Source organism: Phycisphaeraceae bacterium (assembly GCA_019636655.1).
In the GTDB taxonomy this organism is placed as follows: domain Bacteria; phylum Planctomycetota; class Phycisphaerae; order Phycisphaerales; family UBA1924; genus JAHBXB01.
In genome coordinates this window covers 16,866-35,317 of record JAHBXB010000008.1, presented here as the reverse complement: position 1 = coordinate 35,317, position 18,452 = coordinate 16,866, and the positions used below count along the sequence as shown (strand labels likewise).

The following is an 18,452-nucleotide window of genomic DNA, read 5'->3' as shown; positions in this document are numbered from 1 at the left end:
TCGTCCGATCAGGCTGGCGACCGCGCCTCCGGGTACGATCGTGGATGCCTCAAATCAGCACCTTTCTGACGTTCAATGATCAGGCCGAAGACGCGGCGCGGTTCTACACCTCGATCTTCCCCAACTCGAAGATCCTCCGCATCACGCGATACCCCGACCTCGGGCCGCAGTCGCCGTTCAAGACCGGCAGCGTGATGACCGTTGAGTTCACGCTCGACGGCCGCGCGTTCACGGCCCTCAACGGGGGGCCGCAGTTCACGTTCAGCCAGGGCATCTCCATCGCCGTGCTCTGCGACACGCAGCAGCAGGTCGATGAATACTGGGACAAGTTCGTCGCTGCGGGCGGCACACCTGTCGCCTGCGGCTGGATCACCGACCACTTCGGCGTGTCGTGGCAGATTGATCCCAAGCTGCTGATCGACCTGATCACGGACGCCGACGAGGCGAAGGCCGCGAAGGCCATGCGGGCGATGATGGGGATGGTCAAGATCGAGAGCGATGGACTCAAGTAGACGCCGCGAGGTCGTGCGGCAAGCGGCGAAAGGCGGGCGATGACGACAACACACACGATCCGACTGCACCGCGTGCTGCGCGCGCCGGCCGAGCGGGTGTTCAAGGCATTTCTGGACGCGGGCGCCAAGTGCAAGTGGCTGCCGCCTTACGGGTTCACGGCGACGATGCATCACGACGATGCGCGTGTCGGCGGCACGTACCGCATGTCGTTTACGAACTTCGGAACCGGGAAGAGCCACTCGTTCGGCGGGACGTACACCGAAATCGTGTCGAACGAGCGGATCCAGTACTCGGATCGGTTCGACGATCCGAACTTGCCTGGTGAGATGACCGTGACGGTGACGCTGCGCAGGGTGGCGTGCGGCACAGAGTTGAATATCGTGCAAGAAGGCGTGCCCGCGGTCATCCCGGCGGAGATGTGCTACTTGGGGTGGCAGGAGTCGCTGGAGCAGCTGGCGAAGCTGGTGGAAGCAGACATCTCGGATGGCGAGTAGGCAACTGAACCAACGCCCCCTTACCCCGCAGCTCCCAGAGGGCGAACGTAAAGTACGGCGAGAATGACAACCGCCGTACCCAATCGGGGTGACAGTACGCCAGTTGAACTCTTTATGCAAGGAGTTCGGGCTTGGGAGCCTGGAACCCGGGTTTTGCTGGCCCACGAAACCGTGAAATCCAAGCCCTGATCTCCTGCGGCCGCCTCTGCCGGACGTCAGCCCTTGGTCTCCTTGACGACGGATGGGAGGCGAGATATAGTTTCCTAGGCAACTATCTGGAGCATCGGTGACCGTACATGTCAGTAAGCTGGAGAGCCATCTGGGGTACTGGCTGCGGCTGGTCTCGAACCACGTGTCGCACGCATTCCGCCTGAAGGTTGAGGCGCGCGGCGTGACCGTGGCCGAGTGGGTCGTGATGCGTGCGCTGTTCGATTCTGACGGTCTCAATCCCAGCCACGTGGCCGATTCGATCGGACTGACGCGGGGCGCGGTATCGAAACTACTCGATCGACTCATTGCCAAGGACCTGGTTCGTTGCCGCTCCGAACGATCTGATCGGAGGTACCAGATTGTGAGTCTGACGGCGTCGGGGCGAAAGCTCGTGCCCGTCCTGGCAAGACTTGCGGATCTGAACGACCGCGAGTTCTTTAGCCACTTGGAAGCAAAGGAAAGAACGGAATTGCTCGCGATCCTCAAGCGAATCAGCCTAGAGGGCGAATTCTCGGGTGTTCCGATCGAGTAAAGACGACCCATTATCATCACAAGGAGCATGAGATGAACAGTGAACAGACAAGAGTGGCAAAGGAATGCGCCGCGTTGTCCGCGTCAGGGAAGATTCACTTTGGCCAAGTCGTTGAGCGCCTCGTTGCGGCCGGTATCGAGCGATACCACGCGGACTATTCCCGCAAGGAGATCACCTACTACACGCCGGAGGGCCAGTCGTGCGTCGTCTCGATGGCGCACGAGGATGGACCGATCGCGATTGTCTTCTCGGCGGCGAAGGTCGAGGCCGCGGTTCGACAATCGCAGCGGGAGGAGATCAAGTATTTGGAGTTCACACGCCAGGCGCTCGCCGCCGGGTGCGTCGGCTACTTTGTTCAGATCACCGGGAAGCGCGTCCAGTATTTCGGCCGCGACGGCGAAATCCACACGGAGTGGTTTCCAGGTGCCGATCGCAACAAGTAACGCTCTATGGCAAGTTCAAACGCGGCCCGAAACAGACCGGGTGACAGGACGCGATTAAACTCGACCGTAAACACGGATGGCCCCGGCACTTGCCGGGGCCATCTCGCTAACTGAATCGGGGTGGGCGGATTCGAACCGCCGACCTTTTGACCCCCAGTCAAACGCGCTAACCAAGCTGCGCTACACCCCGTCTGGTGAATGGTGAGCGTAGGCCGTCGCCGCAACAGCGTAAAGCCCGACACACCTGGCCTCCGGGATTTCTCGCCACGGGCCTGCGCCCGGTATCCTGCACCACCATGCCCTCGATCCTGATCACCGGCGGCCGCCTCATCGACCCAGCCTCCAACACGGACCGGCTCGCGGATGTCGCGATCCGGGACGGCCGGATTGCGGCTGTTTCCGGCGGGGACGCTCTGGCTCGGTCGCCCGCCGACCGGGTAATTAGTGCGAAGGGCTGCATCGTCGCCCCGGGGCTGATCGACCCGCACGTGCACCTCCGCGAACCCGGCAAGGAGGAAGCGGAGACCATCGCCACCGGCACCGCGGCGGCCGTGGCCGGGGGGTTTACCACGGTGTGCTGCATGCCCAACACCGACCCCGCGATCGACGATGATGCGGTCGTCGAGTTCATCTTCAAGCAGGCCGAACGGACCGGGGTCTGCCGCGTGTTCCCGGTGGGGGCGGTGTCCAAGGCCCGCAAGGGCGAGGAGTTGGCCCAGATCGGGCTGATGGCGCGGGCCGGCGCTGTTGGTTTCTCCGATGACGGCGACGTGGTCGCCTCCGCGGGGCTGATGCACAGGGCTCTGGCCTATATCAAGCCGACCGGGTTGGCGTTGATGCAGCATTGCCAGGAGCCGACGCTGACGCGCGGCGCCTCGATGCATGCCGGCACGATCGCGACGCGGCTTGGACTGGTCGGGTGGCCCCGGATCGCCGAGGAGATCATCATCGAGCGGGATATCCGCCTCAACCGTTCGGTGGGGTGCCGCTACCACGTGCAGCACCTGTCGTCGGGGGGATCGGTCGAGATCATCCGAAGGGCGCGGATCGAGGGTCAACCGGTCACGGCCGAGGCGTCTCCGCACCACCTGCTGCTCACCCACGAGCAGGTCGAGGCCGGGGCGGGGGCTTTGACCGGCGGGGGATACTGGACCGGGGCCAAGATGAACCCGCCGCTTCGGGAACGGCTGGATATCGCCGCGATGCTCGAGGGGATCGCGGACGGGACCATCACCGTGCTGGCCACGGACCACGCGCCGCACACCGCCGAATCCAAGCAGCTGGATTTCGAGTCCGCGCCGTTCGGGATCATCGGTCTCGAGACGGCGCTGGCCCTATACATCGAGGCGCTGGTGACGCCGGGGGTCGTCGGGTGGGCGAGGCTGATCGCGATGATGACGGTTGAACCCGCCGCGCTGTGCGGCCTTGGTCGGCTGGGGCTTGGCCGCGTGGCGGTGGGCGGGCCGGGGGATCTGACCCTCATCAATCCTGACCTGGACTGGACGATCTCCGCGGCTGACCTGGCCGGCAAATCCGCGAATACGCCGTTCCTGGGCCGGCGCGTGCGGGGGCGGGCGGTGGCGACGATCGTGGGCGGCGAGGTCCGGCTGGATCGCCTGGCGTCGTAGCTTGGACGGCGCAAGAAAAAACGCGGGGCGTGGTGCCCCGCGTCTGTTCTGTATCCCGGCTCGGAACGCTACAGGGGCTGGAACGTGAACGACTGACCGCCGATCGAAGCCTCGGCCATCAGCCCGGCTTCGGCGAAGGTGAACACGGCGACGCCGTTGGTGTACTTGGCGTTCGCACCCGCACCGCTCTTGAGGGCCACGGCCGTTGCCTGGGCGGCAAAGGCGAAGTCGCCGCGCTTGAACGTTTCGAGTGCGGCGGGGGTCTGGAACACAATCAGCTCGGTGTAGGACTGCCCGCCGAGCTGCAGCCCGACTGTGGCCTGGGAGAGATCGCAGTAGCCGATCATGGCCCCCTTGTGGTACACCTCGCCGCGGCCGTAGGCACCGCCGACGATCGCGCCGCCCTTGCCGACGGTCGGGAAGATCGCATAGCCCTCGGCCTTGTCAAGGAACGCCTGGAGAGACGGGTCGGCGAGCTTCGCCTTGGAGAGGGCCGTCTGTGCGTTGCTGCTGAGCTCCTGCTTCTTCTCAGGACTGCTCGGCGCCGTCGAGCATCCATTGATGACCAGCGCCCCCGCCACCGCAGCTGCCATCACAATCATCGTCTTCATCGCGGTACTCCTCAACGCAACCCCGCCGCGGAATGCGGTCGAGTGCTACGAGTCTATCCGAACCGGTGGTGCGTTGCGAAGAGCAACCAACATCGGTCAGGGTTTGTTCCACGAGAGCGGCGGGCATTGCGGCTCCCGGTTTCAGGGTGGTTACTTGTTACGACTTCGGCTCGGACCCCGTCGGCGCCGGCGCGGGCTCGGGGACGATGGGCTTGACGTCGGCGTCGATGAGCCACCGCTCCAGGTTGGGACCGGTGATATCCAAGGACCGGATGAGGTTGCCCGACTTGTCGAACACGTCCATGTGTCCGCCAACCAGATCGATCTCGTTGGGCCAGAGATCGGTCAACGGGGTTTGCGTCGTTGCATCGCCGACCTCGACGGCATCGAGCGTCTGCAGCCGGCGCTCGACGCGGGCCAGTTCGCGGAGAATCCGCTCGCGCCCGACCTCGAGCTGGTGCTTCTCGGCGAGGTTGATCTTCTCGGATTGCTGGGTGGTGGAGTTGAGTGGGGTCCACTGCCCGCTATCGATGCGTGCCTGCATGGCCTTGAGCGCACCCGCGAGTTGCTTGTCCTTCAGTTCAGTCTCGATCCAGTTCGGATCGGTCCATTGGGCCGGCTCGGCCGGTTTGGCCCCTGCGCTCTCGGCCGGGGGCTCGCCTTCGGGGGGCGTCGCCTGGGGGCCGACCAGGATGTCCCGGTCGCGCCGGGCGAGGAGCCGGGCGAGTTGCTCATCTTCGGTCATCGGAATGTAGAAGCCCGGTGTCGGGTCCACGCCCCATGTGTCGGACTGGTCGGTGCGCTGGATGAGTCGGCCCGAAGGGAGGTAGTACCGCTGTGCGGTGTACTTGATTTGCCCTCCTTCGGCCTTCCGCAGGCTCTGCACCGCCTGTACCAGTCCCTTGCCGAACGTTCGCGTCCCGACGACAACCGCGCGATCGTGATCGGAGAGCGCGCCGGCGACAATCTCGCTCGCCGAGGCGCTCTGCCCGTTCACCAGGATCGCGATAGGAAAGTCCGGCAGCGTGCCGTCGGCCTTGGCCCGGTAGACATCCTCGTTGTTCCCACGTCCCTTGACCGATGCAATGACGCCGTCCTTGATGAACAGGTCGGCGATCGCGAGCGCGGCGTCGAGCACGCCGCCCGGGTCGCCGCGGAGGTCGATGATCAGCCCCTTGAGGCCCCCGTCGGTCCCCGCCTTGTCGGCGTTGAGTTCGGTCAGGGCGTTGGCGAACTCGCGTGCGGCGGTCGGGGTGAACTGGGTGAGCCGCACATAGCCGATGTGACGTTCGGGATCGATGACAAAGTCCCACTTGGTGCCGCCGTCGGTGCGGTGCAACCCCTTGACCGCCTTGACGACGATCTTGTCCCGGACGATGGTGAACGGAATCTGCAGGCCGCCCGGTCCACCCCGCTCTACGAGGAGATGCACCGGCTCGCCGGGGTTGCCCGTGAGTTTCGCGATGCACTCATCGATGGGGACATTGAACGTCGAGACGCCCTCGATCTCGAGGACGCGGTCCCCGGCTTTGATCCCGGCGTTGTAAGCCGGGGAGTCTTCGAGGGGCGACACGATTGTCAGGTACCCCCCCTGCGTGTTGACCTCGGCGCCGATGCCCACGAACTGCTGGGTCATCTCCTTCTGGAAGGCGGCCCGATCGGCCGGGGGGATGTACTGCGTGTAGGGATCATCGAGGGCCTCGAGCATCCCGTTGATCGCGGCGGTCTGCAGTTTCAGGTTGTCGGGCTTGTCGACATAGTTGTCCTGAACGATCTGGTAGACCTCGATGAGCGGATCCAGGAACGTGTAGCCATTTCGTCCCGAAGGCTGCGTCATTCCGCTCACAAAGACCCCCAGCAGGAAGACGAGCGTGAGCATCAGGATCATCTGCCTCGTGCGCATCGAGCCTCTCCAGCCACCCCGAGCCCCGTTCCGGCCTCCCCGAACGCATGGTAGCGTCGCGTTTGCACCCCCGGCACCGAGCTCTTCGCCCGCCGGGCGAACTTGGTACCGTCTGGTCCAGAGTCTGGTTCGGCGGCGGGGCGAGATGTGGCCGTGCACGCAATGCCCGTGGACCGTAGCTCACATACCGGTCGCCCTTACCCGCCTCCCAGCGGCCCATGGGCGATGGCCATGACGTGGCACGACCTGCTCTTCATGCACTGGCCGGTATCTCCTGACGCCCTCAGGCCGCATGTACCCGAGGGATTGGTGATCGACACGGACGCCCAGGGCCGAGCCTGGCTTGCCGTGGTGCCGTTTCGCATGTCCGGCGTGCGTCCCCGGTTTGCTCCGGCGCTGCCGTGGCTCGGGGCGTTCCCCGAGATCAACGTCCGGACGTACGTTCGCCTGGACGGGCCCTCGCGGCCAAGCCCGGGGGTGTACTTCTTCAGCCTTGACGCGGCCAACCCGGTCGCCGTTGCCATGGCCCGCTGGCGGTTCCACTTGAGGTATATGAACGCCAGGATGTGCTGCCGGGCGGTCGGCTCGGGCCGTGCGGACGGTTGGATCGAGTACGAGACAGTCCGGACCCATCGCCGCGAGCACCCGGCCGGCCTCCGTGCCCGGTACCGGCCGGTGTCGGAGCCGTTCTCGGCCGCGGCGGGATCGGTCGAGTCGTTCTTCACCGACCGGTATCGGCTGTATGCGGCTGACCGGCGATCGCGTGTGTACCGGGCGGAGATTCATCACGCGCCATGGCCGCTGCAACTGGCAGAGGCCCACGTTGAGATGAACACGATGACGGCTCCTCTCGGGATCGACCTCGGCAGGCTGCCGAGCCCCGCCCCGGTGCTGCACTTTGCGAAGCGGCTCGACGTGGTCGCATGGTCGCCGCAACGGGTGCGGTAAGGCATGCTGCATCAAGTGCTCAGGGCCAGGTCGCGCAGCTCGCCTTCGACCGATTGCCTTCCGTTCCATGTGTTGATCTTGGGCTCGACCACTACGTCGACGCCGGACCCGGCGCGAAGGCCGTCGCGACGATCGCCCCAGTTGAACGCGACAAGGCGGAGTTGACGGTCACCGGCGCGGCCACCCGACGCACGCACCAGCAGGCTCACGTGCTTCCCCCCCACTCCCATCGGCTGAGGCGCCTGGGTCAGCGTGAGGCCACGCAGGACCACCCGGACCGACGGGTTGCCTCGGCCGAAGGGCGCGAGGTCGCTCAGCCTCGTCACCGCGTCGAGTGAGAGGTCCGGCAGGGATGCCTCGCAGTCCACCGAAAGGCGGGGGACGAGGTCCTGTTCGGTGATCAGGGAGTTGGCGTGGTCGATGAATGCCTCCTGGAACGCGGCCAGGTTTGAGCCGGCCACGCCGAGACCGGCCGCCATGTCGTGCCCGCCAAACCGCTCGAGATGGATCGAGCATGCCTGCAACGCGGCGTGCAGGTTGAAGGAGGGGACGGAACGACCGGAGCCGTGGCACATGCCGGTCTCGTCGCGGTGCAGCAGGATCGCCGGCCGGCAGTACCGCTCAACAAGGCGTGAGCAGACGATTCCCACGACGCCCGCGTGCCACCGTTCGTCGGCGAGGACAATGGCCCGGCGCGAGGTGGACGTCATCCCGGCCGACTCGGCCAGTTCGCAGGCCTGCTCGAGGATGGCCCGCTCGACGCCGCGACGGGCGTCGTTCTGCATGGTGAGTTGTTCGGCGATCTGCCGGGCGCGATGTTCGTCGGCTGTGGTGAATAACTCGACGGCCTCGCGCGCGTGACCCATCCGGCCCGCCGCGTTTAGACGCGGGCCCAGCTTGAAGCCCACATCGACGGAGTCAACGGCGTTGGAGGTCAGGCCCGAAGCTTCAACCAGTGCCCTCAATCCGATGAAGGGCGATGACCGGATCCGGCGGAGGCCAAACCGGGCGATGACGCGGTTCTCGCCGACGAGCGGGACCACATCGGCGATAACCCCGAGCGACGCGAATGCGAGCAGTTCGACCAGCAGCGTCTGCAGCGGCTTCGAGACCCTGGGAGAGCCGCACGACATCGTCGCCAGCCGCCATGCGAGTTTGTACGCCACGCCGGCCCCGCACAGGTCGCCGAAGGGATAGACGTCGTCCCCCGGCCCGCCCCGATCTTCGCGGGAGCTGATCCGCGGGCGCCTCGGGTGCACGATGGCGAAGGCATCTGGAAGCTCGCCATCGCTTTGAGGCGCGGTATGGTGGTCGGTCACGATAAGGTCCACGCCGAGGGCCCGTGCCGCCGCCGCCGGTTCGACGGCGGTGACCCCGCAGTCCACCGACACGATCACGCGTGCGCCCCGTGCGGCGAGCTCGCCGATCGCCGCGGCATTCAGCCCGTACCCCTCTTCGAGACGGTGAGGGACGTAGGTCTCGATGACGGCTTCGGGCGAGATTGCCCGGATCATGTGGTACAGGATCGCCGTCGCGGTGATCCCGTCGACGTCGTAGTCGCCGTAGATAGCGATTCGCTCGCCTCGGCCCAGTGCGTCGAGCACTCTTCGGGCTGCGCGGTCAAGGTCGGGCATCAGCGATGGATCGTGCAGGTCGGTCAGTCGCGGGGTCAGGAAGGCCTCGACGTCGCCATCGAGCCCCCGGGCCGCGAGCACGCGTTCCACCAGCGGAGCCGAAGCCGGCGGCGGAGTTGACCGGTACACCCAGTTGGAAAGCATCCCTCGCACCGGCGACCTCCCTGTCGCCCCGAGCGTACGCGATGCCCGGCCGGAGGTACACTCGTCCCATGGTCAAGCTCACCCGCATCTACACGCGGACCGGCGACGACGGCACGACGGGGCTGGGAGATGGGTCGCGCCGGAGCAAGACAGACATCCGGATCGAGACCTACGGCACGGTGGACGAGGCCAACTCGTCCATTGGTGCCGCCATCGCCCTATGCGCCACGACCGGCCTGACCGGTCATGCGACCGACATCCCCGGGATGCTGACCACGATCCAGCACGACATGTTCGACCTGGGAGCGGATCTGTGCACCCCGGTGCGGCCCGATGAACAGCCCGGGTCGCACCTGCGGATCATCCCCACACAGACCCGGCGGCTTGAGCAGCTGATCGACCTCCACAATGAGCGGCTTGGGCCGCTTACGAGTTTCGTTCTTCCCGGGGGTACGCCGCTTGCGGCGGCGTTGCACGTCGCGCGGACCGTGGTCCGCCGGGCCGAGCGGCTGGCTGTTCACCTTTCCCAGGCCGAAGCCGGGTTGGTCAACCCGGAGACGGTGAAGTACCTCAACCGGCTGAGCGATCTCCTGTTCGTCCTTGGCCGGGTCGCGAACGGGGATGGGGCGGCCGACGTGCTCTGGCAGCCGGGGGCAACCCGCCGGCGCGAGGGAGAGGACGGGCCGCACGTGTGAGCCGGGGCGAATCCAAGTCGGTGTTCACCAGCGAGTTCGGCGGCCAGTTCGAGGCCGAACGGGCGAAGTGGCTGCGGCGCCGGTTCCTGTGGTACACGGGCGTGGTCGCGGTGTGGGGCGTGATCACGGTCTTTGCGACCAGCCTGTACCTCTGGTTCGGCCGGCCGCTGGCACCGACGGCGCACGAGTTGATCGTCATGGGGCTGAGCCTGGTGACGAGCGCGCTGTATGTTGCGGGGTTCCTGCAGGTGTACGGCGGCAGGGCCAACGCCCGCGAGGTGCTCTCGATCGCCTACTGGCTCATCGTTCTTGCCGGCTTTCTCAGCCTGATCACCGTCATTCTGACCGTGGAGTTCAAGGTCGGATCGCTCTCGTCACGATCGGCGACGGCGGGCGAGCACTGGGATCGCGGGGCCGCGTGGGTGTTCGTCCGTGACGGCCTGAAGGGGATCTTCGTCTCGCATGTGTTCGCGTGCTTTTTTCTTCCGTGGACGCCCCGCGAGTGCTACCGACCCCTGGTACCCCTGCTGATCGCCTACGCCATCGTGGCAGGGGTTTACTTCCGTCACAGCCTCGGCATCGCGGCGCTGGTCATCGGCACCGCGCCGCTGGTCGGAGTCCCGGGCGCGGGGATCTGCTGGTGGCGGCACAGCTGGTTCCGCGAGCGGTTCATGGTGCGGATGCTCCGCGGCCAGTACTGGGAGATGCGGCGAGAGTTGACCGATGCACGGCGGATCCACGAGTCGTTGTTTCCAAAGCCCATCACCACCGGGCCCGTCCGGCTGCACTACAAATACGAGCCGATGCTGCAGATCGGCGGTGACTACCTCTATGCCCGGTTCTCGCCCGCCCGGGTCTTGGGCGGCGTGGTTGAGCCAGCGGCGTTCAACCTTGTCCTGCTGGATGTGACAGGCCACGGCATCGCCGCGGCACTGACGGTCAATCGGCTCTACGGCGAACTGGAGCGGCTCTTCGGGGAGGATCCGAATGCTCCGCCCGGCGAGGTCCTGCGGGCCCTCAACCGCTATGTCCATCTCACGCTGGCGACCCATTCGGTCTATGCCACGGCCCTGTGCATCCGCGTCGACCAGTCGCGCGGCGTGCTCGAGTATGCCAGCGGCGGGCACCCACCGGCGTTCCTGCGTGCGGTCGACGGCACGATCGAAGAGCTGTCGTCGACCGCGTTCGTGCTGGGAGCGGCGACCGATGACGACTACGACCCGGCGCCGGTCGAGCATCGGTTCGTGATCGGCGACACCCTGCTCGCCTACACGGATGGGGCCATTGAAGCACGGAACGAAGCCGGCCGGGCGCTGGGGGTTGCTGGGCTGCAGGGCATCATCGCCGCGGCTTCCAAGCGTGGAGTTCGCACCGGCCAGTGGATCGACGAGATCCTCGGCGTTGTCGAGGGCCACCGCGAGGGGCCGCCGAGCGACGACACGATCATCGTTGAGGTCTCCAGGGCCGTTCCGACGCCCGAGGATGCCCGCCGCAAGACCGATTCCCGCGACCGGCTCGCGGCCCATCCCGCCGGGGTGCCGGGCGGCCGCGCGGGTTGAATGTCGGCCGGCGGCCTCAACAATCCTCCCATGCCGAACCCCGCCGCGACGTCATCCCCCCAGCCAACGGCCGCTCCGATTCCGGTCGCGATCCTCGGCCCGACCGGGTACACCGGGCTTGAGTTGATCGAGATCCTCTCGCGACACCCTGCGATTCGGGTGTCGTACCTTGCCTCGGCTCGTACACCGGCGCCCCGGATCGACGCGGAGTTCCCAAGGCTGACCTCCCGTGTGGCGGCGGGCGTGGCGGAATGCCATGCGATCGACCACGATGCGATCGCGGCGGCGTGCAGGCTGGCGTTTCTCTGCCTGCCGCACGAGGCCGCCATGGAGCACGCCCCGGCCCTGCTCGCCCGGGGTGTGAAGGTGGTCGATCTGTCGGCGGCGTACCGGATCAAGGATTCGACTGTCTACGAGCGGGCCTATGGCCATCGTCATACCGACCCGGCGGGGCTGGAGCACGCGGTGTACGGCTTGACCGAGTTCGCCCGCGGCGCGGTTCGAAGGGCGATGCTGGTGGCGAATCCGGGGTGTTACCCGACCGCCGCGGCGATCGCGTTGATCCCGCTGCTGCAGGCGGGGCTCATCAAGCCGGATTCCATCGTGATCAACGCGGCGAGCGGCGTGACCGGGGCCGGCCGTGCGCCGCGTGCGAATCTGCACTACCCGGAGGTGACCGAGAACTACTCGGCGTACGGAATCGGGGCGCACCGGCACCAGCCGGAAATTGCCCAGTCGCTGGCCGTCTGGGGTGGGACGACCGTGCCTGGGCGCGAGCCCCTATTCATGCCTCACCTGCTCCCGGTCGCTCGGGGGATCCTTGAAACGATCTGTGCGGAACCCGCTTCGACGTCCGTGGACACCGCTGCTGTTCAATCCGCCTTGCGCAGCGCCTACGCGGACGAGGCGTTCGTGGTCGTCCGCGAGGAAGCGCCGACGCTGCAGGATGTGCACCGCACCAACATGGTCCACGTCAACGGGCGTGTGGCCAGCGGGCGGGTGGTGGTGGTGGCGGCCGAGGACAACCTGGTCAAGGGCGCGAGCGGGCAGGCGGTACAGAATGCCAACCTGATGCTCGGGCTGGAGGAAACCACCGGGTTGATGTAGCGGTGGGGCTGTGGTGCAGACAATGAAAAACGCCCCGCGTGTGCCGCGGGGCGCAGGGGATCGGTGGACGGTCCGCGATCAGTGGGCGAAGTGAGCGAAGGCGCGGTTGGCCTCGGCCATGCGGTGGGTCTGGTCGCGGGTGTTCATGGCCTTGCCTTCGCCGCGGGCTGCAGAGTACAGCTCGTCGCAGAGCTTGGCGGCCATGGGGCGGCCCTTCTCGCCGCGGGCGGCATCGATGATCCAGCGGAACGCAAGGGACTGCTGGCGACGCTTGGTGACCTGGATGGGCACCTGGTAGTTGGCCCCGCCGACTCGCTTGGAGCGTACCTCGACGAAGGGCTTGACGTTCTCGATGGCGCGGATGAAGAGCTCCAGGGAGTTCTTCGGCGCATCGGGGTTGTTTTCCTTCTTCAGGCGATCGTCGATCATGCTCATGGCGTCGTAGACAACGCGCTGGGCGGTTGCCTTCTTGCCGTCGTTCATGATGCAGTTGACAAACTTGGCAACGACCATGTCGCCGAAGCGAGGATCGGGGCGGAGTTGAGCATCGGACTTGGTGATGCGGCCTGCCATGGGGACTCCTTTGGCTCATCTGCCGCGGCGATTGCCGGCGGCTTTGTTCACCGTCTTCGCCGGCCAGGCGGGACGATTACTTGCCTTCCAATCCACCGCGGCGCACGCCGGGCGGGAAACGTGAACTGGATTACTTGCCCTTCTTGGCGCCGTACTTGGAGCGGCCCTGCTTGCGCTTCTCAACACCGAGGCAGTCGAGGGCGCCGCGGACGACGTGGTAGCGCACACCGGGGAGGTCGCGGACGCGGCCGCCACGAACCAGGACGATGGAGTGCTCCTGGAGGTTGTGGCCTTCACCGCCGATGTACGCGGTGATCTCCTTGCCGTTGGAGAGCCGGACGCGGGCGACCTTTCGAAGAGCCGAGTTGGGCTTCTTGGGGGTGACGGTCTTGACCGTCAGGCAGACGCCTCGCTTCTGCGGGCAGGCGGCGAGATCGCGCACCTTCGACTTGATCGCGGGAAGGCGGCGTGGATTGCGGATCAGTTGGTTGATCGTCGGCATTGGGGCTCTTCTCTAACAGGGCCAAGTTGGGGGAGGGAATGTTAGCGGGGTGTTGGCAGAGGGCAAGGAGGGGAAATGGTTGGGGGTGGTGGTGAATCTAGGGAACGGCCGGGCCTTGGAACCCGCCGCCCGGTGGGGTGAGAGGGATGGGCGAGTCCAGGCGGGCACGATCCCGGGCGAGGTGCCGGGACCCCCAGAGCCAGCACACGGCCGAACCGAGCACAGCGACCGAAACGAGGGCAAAGCCGGCGTTCATGTTGTTGCCGGTCCGATCGCTGACAAAGCCGATCAGGGGCGGGCTGATGGCGTCACCGAGGGCATGGATGACGAAGATGCAGATGGCGAACGCCGTGGCGCGGAGCCCCGGGTGGACGACGTTCGCGATGGCGGTGTTGCTCGGGCCGGTGTTGAAGAAGAGGCACAGCAGGGCTGCGAAGATCACGCCCCAGCACCATGGGAACGGGGTGACCAGCACCGCAAGAAAGAGCGGAAACCCCAGGAGCATCGCGAAGCCGGATACGAGCAGGTATGCGCCGGGGATCCGGGTCTGCAAGCGGTCCGCGATCCACCCGCCCGAGAGCGTGGCGATGAGTCCTGCCACCACGGTGATCGCGCCGAAGGTCATGGTCGCATCGGGGAGCGAAGCGGCCTTGCGGAAGGTCACGACGTAGTAGGGCATCCACGCCGCAACGCCGCCGAGGGCAAAGGTCATCAGCGTCATCCCCGCGACGTTGAGGACATAGGAAGGGGTGCGGGCGAGGACAAGCACATCGGCGATTGACATGCGGCGCTTGACCTGGCCGACCGGGTCGGCGGCGCCGCGGGGGGGCTCCGGGCGCAGGAAGCACCAGATCCCGAGGAGGACTCCCGGCGGAACGACGGCGTAGAAGGCCCATCGCCAGCCGAAGTGACTCCCGATGTACCCGCCGAGGGCAAAGCCGACGGCGCTGCCAACGGGGATGGCCATGTAGAACCACGCCATGACCATGCCTCGGCGCTCGACCGGGAACAGGTCGCTGATGAGCGCGGGCGCCACGGGCCCGTAGGCACCCTCGCCGATTCCGATGAACATCCGGGTGATCAGGAGGGCGGTGTACGCGGAGAGCACCCCGTACCCCGCCGCGGCGAGCGATCGATCGATCTCCACGACCAGGCCCGAGGCGCCGCTGGCGAGTGACCAGAGGATGACTCCGACACCGACCAGCCCCCAGCGGGGCACGCGGTCCCCGAGCCAGCCGAAGACCGGTGCTGTCACCATGTAGGAGACGAGGAATGCGGTCGTGAGGAGGCCGAGTTTGGCGTCGGAGTTGGGGTCGCCCTTGGGGAGCACCTCTTCCCCGATCAGCGGCAGGACGGCGGCGAGGATATAGCGGTCGATGTAGTTGAAGAGGTTGATCAGGAGCAGGAGGGCGAGCGAGACCTTCGCAGCGCGCGCAGCCGACGGGCCGCCGCTCGTCAAGCCCGCACCCGCGGACGGCGCCTGGTGAGCCAGCACGCCAGATCGACGGCGCGATCGGCGACCCAGAGCGCGGCCTCGGCGATGGCGTGCATTCGCAGCTTGAGCCTCAATCGCCGGAGGAGGACGTCCTCGGGGTCGAGGCGGAGCGCCTGCCGCACCCAATAGCGGGCACGGACCCACTGCCGCTCGTGAACGCAGGCCACAGCCAGGTTGTGCATGGCGGGGACGTACCGCGGGTCGATCTTGAGGACGTCGCGGCAGACCTGGGCTCCGGTGGCGCGGTCGCCCATCCTGAGACAGGAGACCGCCAGATGGTGGAGCGTTGGAACGTGCCCGGGGCGGCGGCGGGCCTGATCGCGAAAGACAGCCCGTGCTTCAACGGGCATGTCGGCGTCGAGCAGGAGACGCCCCAGCTCATCCATGTCCTCAACGGTGCGACGCAGGGGCTCGTGGGAGTGGTCCTCGAGCTCGTTCTGCAGCAGGTCCCTGGCGTGCGCGATCTCGGTTCTGGAGCCGTGGGAGAGCATCAGGCCGGCGAGTCGGCGACGCACGCCCGGAAAGGCCGGGTCGAGCCGCATCGCGACGTCCCACTGGACGCGTGCCTCGGCGTGGTTTCCGGTCCGGACCGCAAGTTCGCCCAGCAGCATGTGGGCCTCTGCGTTCTCGGGTTCGAGCTCGAGCACCCGCCGGAACTTCTCGCCCGCTTCGCCGAAGCGGTTCATGTTCATGAGCAGGCCGCCGAAGTCCATCAGGATCTCGATGTCGCCCGGGTCCTGCCGGAGTTCGAGCAGGTAGAGCTGACGGGCCCGTTCGAGGCGGCCCGTGGAGGCGTAGGCCTCGGCAAGACGGGCGTGGATGCCGGCGAGACCCGGGTTTAGGTGGGCGGCCTCGCGGAGACACCAGATAGCCTTGTCCGTCATGCCACGGGACTGAAGCGACTCGGAGAGGTTCGCATAGGCCTCTGCGTTCTTCGGATCGATCTGCTGAGCGAGGTAGAACATGACCTCGGCCTGGTCGTGTTCTCCCAAGGCGGCGTAGGCGGAGATGCGATGAACGAACGGGGCCGGGTCAGCCGGGTCGGCCGCGGCGGACTTTTCGAGCCACTCGATGGCCTGTCGCGGCTCTCCCGCGTCGAGGAGGTTGAGGCCGATCATGAGCCGAGTCTGACCGTCGCCGGGCTCGAGGCGATCGGCCTCCTGGAAGGCTTCGGCAGCGGCGGCGTGGCGGCCGGTGGCCTCGAGCGTGAGGCCAAGATTGAAGTGCCACTCGGCCCGGTATGGATTGAGGGAGAGCGCTTCCCGAAGCTCGGACTCGGCCTCGTCCCAGCGGCCGGCTTCGTAGAGCTCATGGGCTCGATCGATATGTCGTTCGGCCTTCGACCAGTCGTCCACGCTTCGGCTCCGCCCACACACGGGTTGCCAACGGTAGTCGTGCCCGGAAGCGGCTTCCAAGGGAGATTCGTACTACCATCGTCCTGGCGCGTGCGAGCGCGTGAAATCAGACGTTGTCACCGGGGCGCCCCGCTGTATCTCCGGCCCCGCGCAAGCCGATAAATGGCGCACCGAACCATGATGCCGCGCCGGTCGATGATTCTTTTTGCTGCCCTTTCGGTCACCCTCGGGTCGGGGGGCATGCTGCATGGGCAGACCCAGCCGCCGGCGGGCAGCGCCCAGGCGCGGCTGGCGGATGAACTGGCGCTGCTCAAGAGCTCGTCGACCGAACCAGGGGTCCGATCGGCTGTGGCACGCCGGCTTCTGGCGTCGCCGGATATTTCTTCGCAGAAAGCGGTCCAGGCCATCCTTGACACTCCGGAGCCGTCCGAGGTCCAGGCGTTTCTCCTGCGGGAGATCGCTTCGCTGCCCTCGGCCCCGACGTGGACGGGTGGCTTCCTGTCGCGACTCGCAGAGTTCGGGAGCGCCGAGCAGCGTCTTGGCGCCGTCGCCGCGTTGGCGTCGGTGAGAACGCGGGACTCGCTGCGAACCCTGATCTCGCTGGCGGCGGGGAACAGCCCCGGCGCCTCGCCCGCGACCCGGGATGCGGCGTTCGTGGCTCTGGCCAGGCTGACCGGGCGTGCGGAGTTCGGGCTTGATGCACGCCGGTGGCAGGAGTGGTTTGCGAAGATCGAGTTTCTCACGGAGTTTGAGTGGCAGCGGGTGCTGGCGGAGGGGCTGGCGGAGGGGGCCGACCGCGTGGCGAGGGACCGCGAGACGGCGCTGGTCCGCCTCGTCGAAATGACCCGCACGCGATTCGCGGAGTTGCCGACGACGGGCGAGGCGCGGTCCGCGTTTCTGGTCGCCCTGCTGCGGGACGAGTTTGCGCGGATCCGGCGGGTTGGAGTGGTGCTCACGAACACGGAGCTGGCGAACGCGAGGATCCCGAACGTCGGTGCGACGGCGATCGACCTGCTTCGTGACCCGCTGCCTGACCTGCGGAGGTCGGCGGCGGAACTGGTCGACGCGCTGCAGCCGCCGGGAGCGCAGGAAGCGATCACCAACGCGCTGATCATCGAGCGGGAGGAGTCCCCCGCGGCGGGGCTGCTGGTGGCGGCCAGGCGGTTCCCGGCTGCGGTGCTGCGGCCGGCGGCGTTGCGGTGGCTCGCCCGACCCGGATCGGCGCGCAAACCGGCGATCGACCTCGTGTCCATCCTGTACGACCGGGGCCTGCTCGGCGGGGAGGAGGACACGGAAGCGGTGCTGGCGGTGCTGAGGAAGATGGACCCGGAATCGATCCCGCCTACCGGGCTGCGGCTGCTCGTGGTGCTCGGGAAATCGCCCGATCGGGAGCTGGTTGCGGGGCTGCTGCGGTCCGCGTCGCAGACCGTAAGGCAAGCCGCTGCTGACGCGATGGCGTCGCGCCCGGAGACACTGGAATCGCTGATCGGTGCTGCGAAGTCTGATGCATCGCTGTTCCGGGCCGCGGCGGGGGCGGTCGCGGCCGCGGGGCCAACCCGCCGGGAATACGACATGATCGCGACGCTGCCGGCGCCCTCCCCGGATGTTCGTCGCGATGGCCTCGCGGCGGTTGCGGCGGCGATGGGACCGGGCCCGGCCCTGGAGATCGCCCGCCGCGAGCAGGATGCGGCGCTCCGAGAGGCCATCCTGGCGCGGCTGGAAACACTGGCAACTCGGGCGGCGCCCGATGGAATTCAGGACTCGGCCGCGATGGCCGAGGCGATGCTGCTGCTGGCTCGCACGCGGCTGGACATGCGGCAGCCTGCCGCGGCGCTCGATGCGCTCAATGCGCACACGAGGTTGGCGAGCGCTGATGCGGGGTCGAAGTCGCTTCGTTGTGAGACGCTCATTGCGCTTAATCGCCTGGACGAGGCGGGGCTCCTCGATGCGCCGGCGTCAGCCTGGCTTGACGGGCTGGAGCGAGCGACGACTCCGGGGCAGGCGGCCGCGGTGGCTCAGGCGATCAGGTCGCGGTTTGCCGACCAGCTGTCACCGGGCGAGGCAGACCGATTGGCCACGCTCGAAGCGAAGCAGCAGAAGCCGTAG

17 protein-coding genes and 1 tRNA gene are annotated in these 18,452 nt (G+C 67.0%); 10 read left to right on the top strand and 8 right to left on the bottom strand.

The genetic code is table 11. The annotated features are described in order from the left end of the window. Nucleotides 1-44 precede the first annotated feature (44 nt). The 4 genes from KF745_15310 to KF745_15295 all read left to right on the top strand — a co-directional run bounded on the left by KF745_15310 (nt 45) and on the right by KF745_15295 (nt 2,192). Entirely contained in the window at nt 45-512 is a 468-nt protein-coding gene (locus tag KF745_15310; protein MBX3359783.1) for a VOC family protein, read from the top strand. 39 nt (nt 513-551) lie between these two features. Beyond that, nucleotides 552-1,007, top strand: coding sequence for an SRPBCC family protein (locus tag KF745_15305; protein ID MBX3359782.1), 456 nt, complete (start codon nt 552-554; stop codon nt 1,005-1,007). A gap of 286 nt (nt 1,008-1,293) precedes the next feature. Beyond that, nucleotides 1,294-1,749: a MarR family transcriptional regulator gene (locus KF745_15300; GenBank protein MBX3359781.1), complete on the top strand. Its 456-nt coding sequence runs from the start codon at nt 1,294-1,296 to the stop codon at nt 1,747-1,749. 32 nt (nt 1,750-1,781) lie between these two features. Further along, complete coding sequence (locus tag KF745_15295) at nt 1,782-2,192, top strand: DUF1398 family protein (GenBank protein ID MBX3359780.1); 411 nt, start codon at nt 1,782-1,784, stop codon at nt 2,190-2,192. Nucleotides 2,193-2,307: 115 nt separating this feature from the next. Here the strand turns inward: KF745_15295 and KF745_15290 are convergent. After that, nucleotides 2,308-2,382 (bottom strand) — tRNA-Pro (locus KF745_15290). A gap of 106 nt (nt 2,383-2,488) precedes the next feature. Here KF745_15290 and KF745_15285 point away from each other — a divergent pair. Beyond that, complete coding sequence (locus KF745_15285; GenBank protein ID MBX3359779.1) at nt 2,489-3,820, top strand: dihydroorotase; 1,332 nt, start codon at nt 2,489-2,491, stop codon at nt 3,818-3,820. Between the two features lie 68 nt (nt 3,821-3,888). Here the strand turns inward: KF745_15285 and KF745_15280 are convergent, their stop codons facing one another. Together KF745_15280 and KF745_15275 are read right to left on the bottom strand one after the other, a co-directional pair. Further along, on the bottom strand, nt 3,889-4,431 hold the full coding sequence (locus KF745_15280; GenBank protein ID MBX3359778.1) for a lipid-binding SYLF domain-containing protein: 543 nt from the start codon (nt 4,429-4,431) through the stop codon (nt 3,889-3,891). Between the two features lie 157 nt (nt 4,432-4,588). After that, nucleotides 4,589-6,334, bottom strand: coding sequence for a S41 family peptidase (locus tag KF745_15275; protein MBX3359777.1), 1,746 nt, complete (start codon nt 6,332-6,334; stop codon nt 4,589-4,591). A gap of 225 nt (nt 6,335-6,559) precedes the next feature. Between KF745_15275 and KF745_15270 the strand changes: the two genes are divergently transcribed. Further along, a complete protein-coding gene (locus tag KF745_15270) occupies nt 6,560-7,282 on the top strand; it encodes a DUF2071 domain-containing protein (GenBank protein MBX3359776.1) in 723 nt (240 codons plus the stop codon). A gap of 11 nt (nt 7,283-7,293) precedes the next feature. Here the strand turns inward: KF745_15270 and recJ are convergent, their stop codons facing one another. Further along, nucleotides 7,294-9,069, bottom strand: coding sequence for a single-stranded-DNA-specific exonuclease RecJ (gene recJ, locus KF745_15265; protein ID MBX3359775.1), 1,776 nt, complete (start codon nt 9,067-9,069; stop codon nt 7,294-7,296). A gap of 59 nt (nt 9,070-9,128) precedes the next feature. Between recJ and KF745_15260 the strand changes: the two genes are divergently transcribed. Genes KF745_15260 through argC form a run of 3 tightly spaced genes read left to right on the top strand, consistent with a single transcriptional unit; the run spans nt 9,129 to nt 12,421 of the window. Then, a complete protein-coding gene (locus KF745_15260) occupies nt 9,129-9,755 on the top strand; it encodes a cob(I)yrinic acid a,c-diamide adenosyltransferase (GenBank protein ID MBX3359774.1) in 627 nt (208 codons plus the stop codon). Beyond that, a complete protein-coding gene (locus tag KF745_15255) occupies nt 9,752-11,314 on the top strand; it encodes a serine/threonine-protein phosphatase (GenBank protein MBX3359773.1) in 1,563 nt (520 codons plus the stop codon). Before KF745_15260 ends, KF745_15255 begins: the two co-directional genes overlap by 4 nt. A gap of 30 nt (nt 11,315-11,344) precedes the next feature. Beyond that, complete coding sequence (gene argC / locus KF745_15250; GenBank protein MBX3359772.1) at nt 11,345-12,421, top strand: N-acetyl-gamma-glutamyl-phosphate reductase; 1,077 nt, start codon at nt 11,345-11,347, stop codon at nt 12,419-12,421. Nucleotides 12,422-12,499: 78 nt separating this feature from the next. Here the strand turns inward: argC and rpsG are convergent, their stop codons facing one another. The 4 genes from rpsG to KF745_15230 form a co-directional block, all read right to left on the bottom strand. Beyond that, the gene (gene rpsG, locus KF745_15245; GenBank protein ID MBX3359771.1) at nt 12,500-12,994 is read right to left on the bottom strand and encodes a 30S ribosomal protein S7; all 495 of its coding nucleotides are present in this window, start codon (nt 12,992-12,994) and stop codon (nt 12,500-12,502) included. A 130-nt stretch (nt 12,995-13,124) separates the two neighbouring features. Next, on the bottom strand, nt 13,125-13,496 hold the full coding sequence (rpsL, locus tag KF745_15240) for a 30S ribosomal protein S12 (GenBank protein ID MBX3359770.1): 372 nt from the start codon (nt 13,494-13,496) through the stop codon (nt 13,125-13,127). 97 nt (nt 13,497-13,593) lie between these two features. Then, nucleotides 13,594-14,955 (bottom strand): MFS transporter, encoded by a 1,362-nt coding sequence (locus KF745_15235; protein MBX3359769.1) that lies wholly within the window; start codon nt 14,953-14,955, stop codon nt 13,594-13,596. After that, nucleotides 14,952-16,346 carry a tetratricopeptide repeat protein gene (locus tag KF745_15230; protein ID MBX3359768.1) on the bottom strand — a complete coding sequence of 465 codons (1,395 nt, stop codon included), beginning with the start codon at nt 16,344-16,346 and terminating at the stop codon, nt 14,952-14,954. Before KF745_15230 ends, KF745_15235 begins: the two co-directional genes overlap by 4 nt. Nucleotides 16,347-16,541: 195 nt before the next feature. Here KF745_15230 and KF745_15225 point away from each other — a divergent pair, with 195 nt between their 5' ends. Beyond that, nucleotides 16,542-18,452, top strand: a complete 1,911-nt coding sequence (locus tag KF745_15225; protein ID MBX3359767.1) for a hypothetical protein — start codon at nt 16,542-16,544, stop codon at nt 18,450-18,452.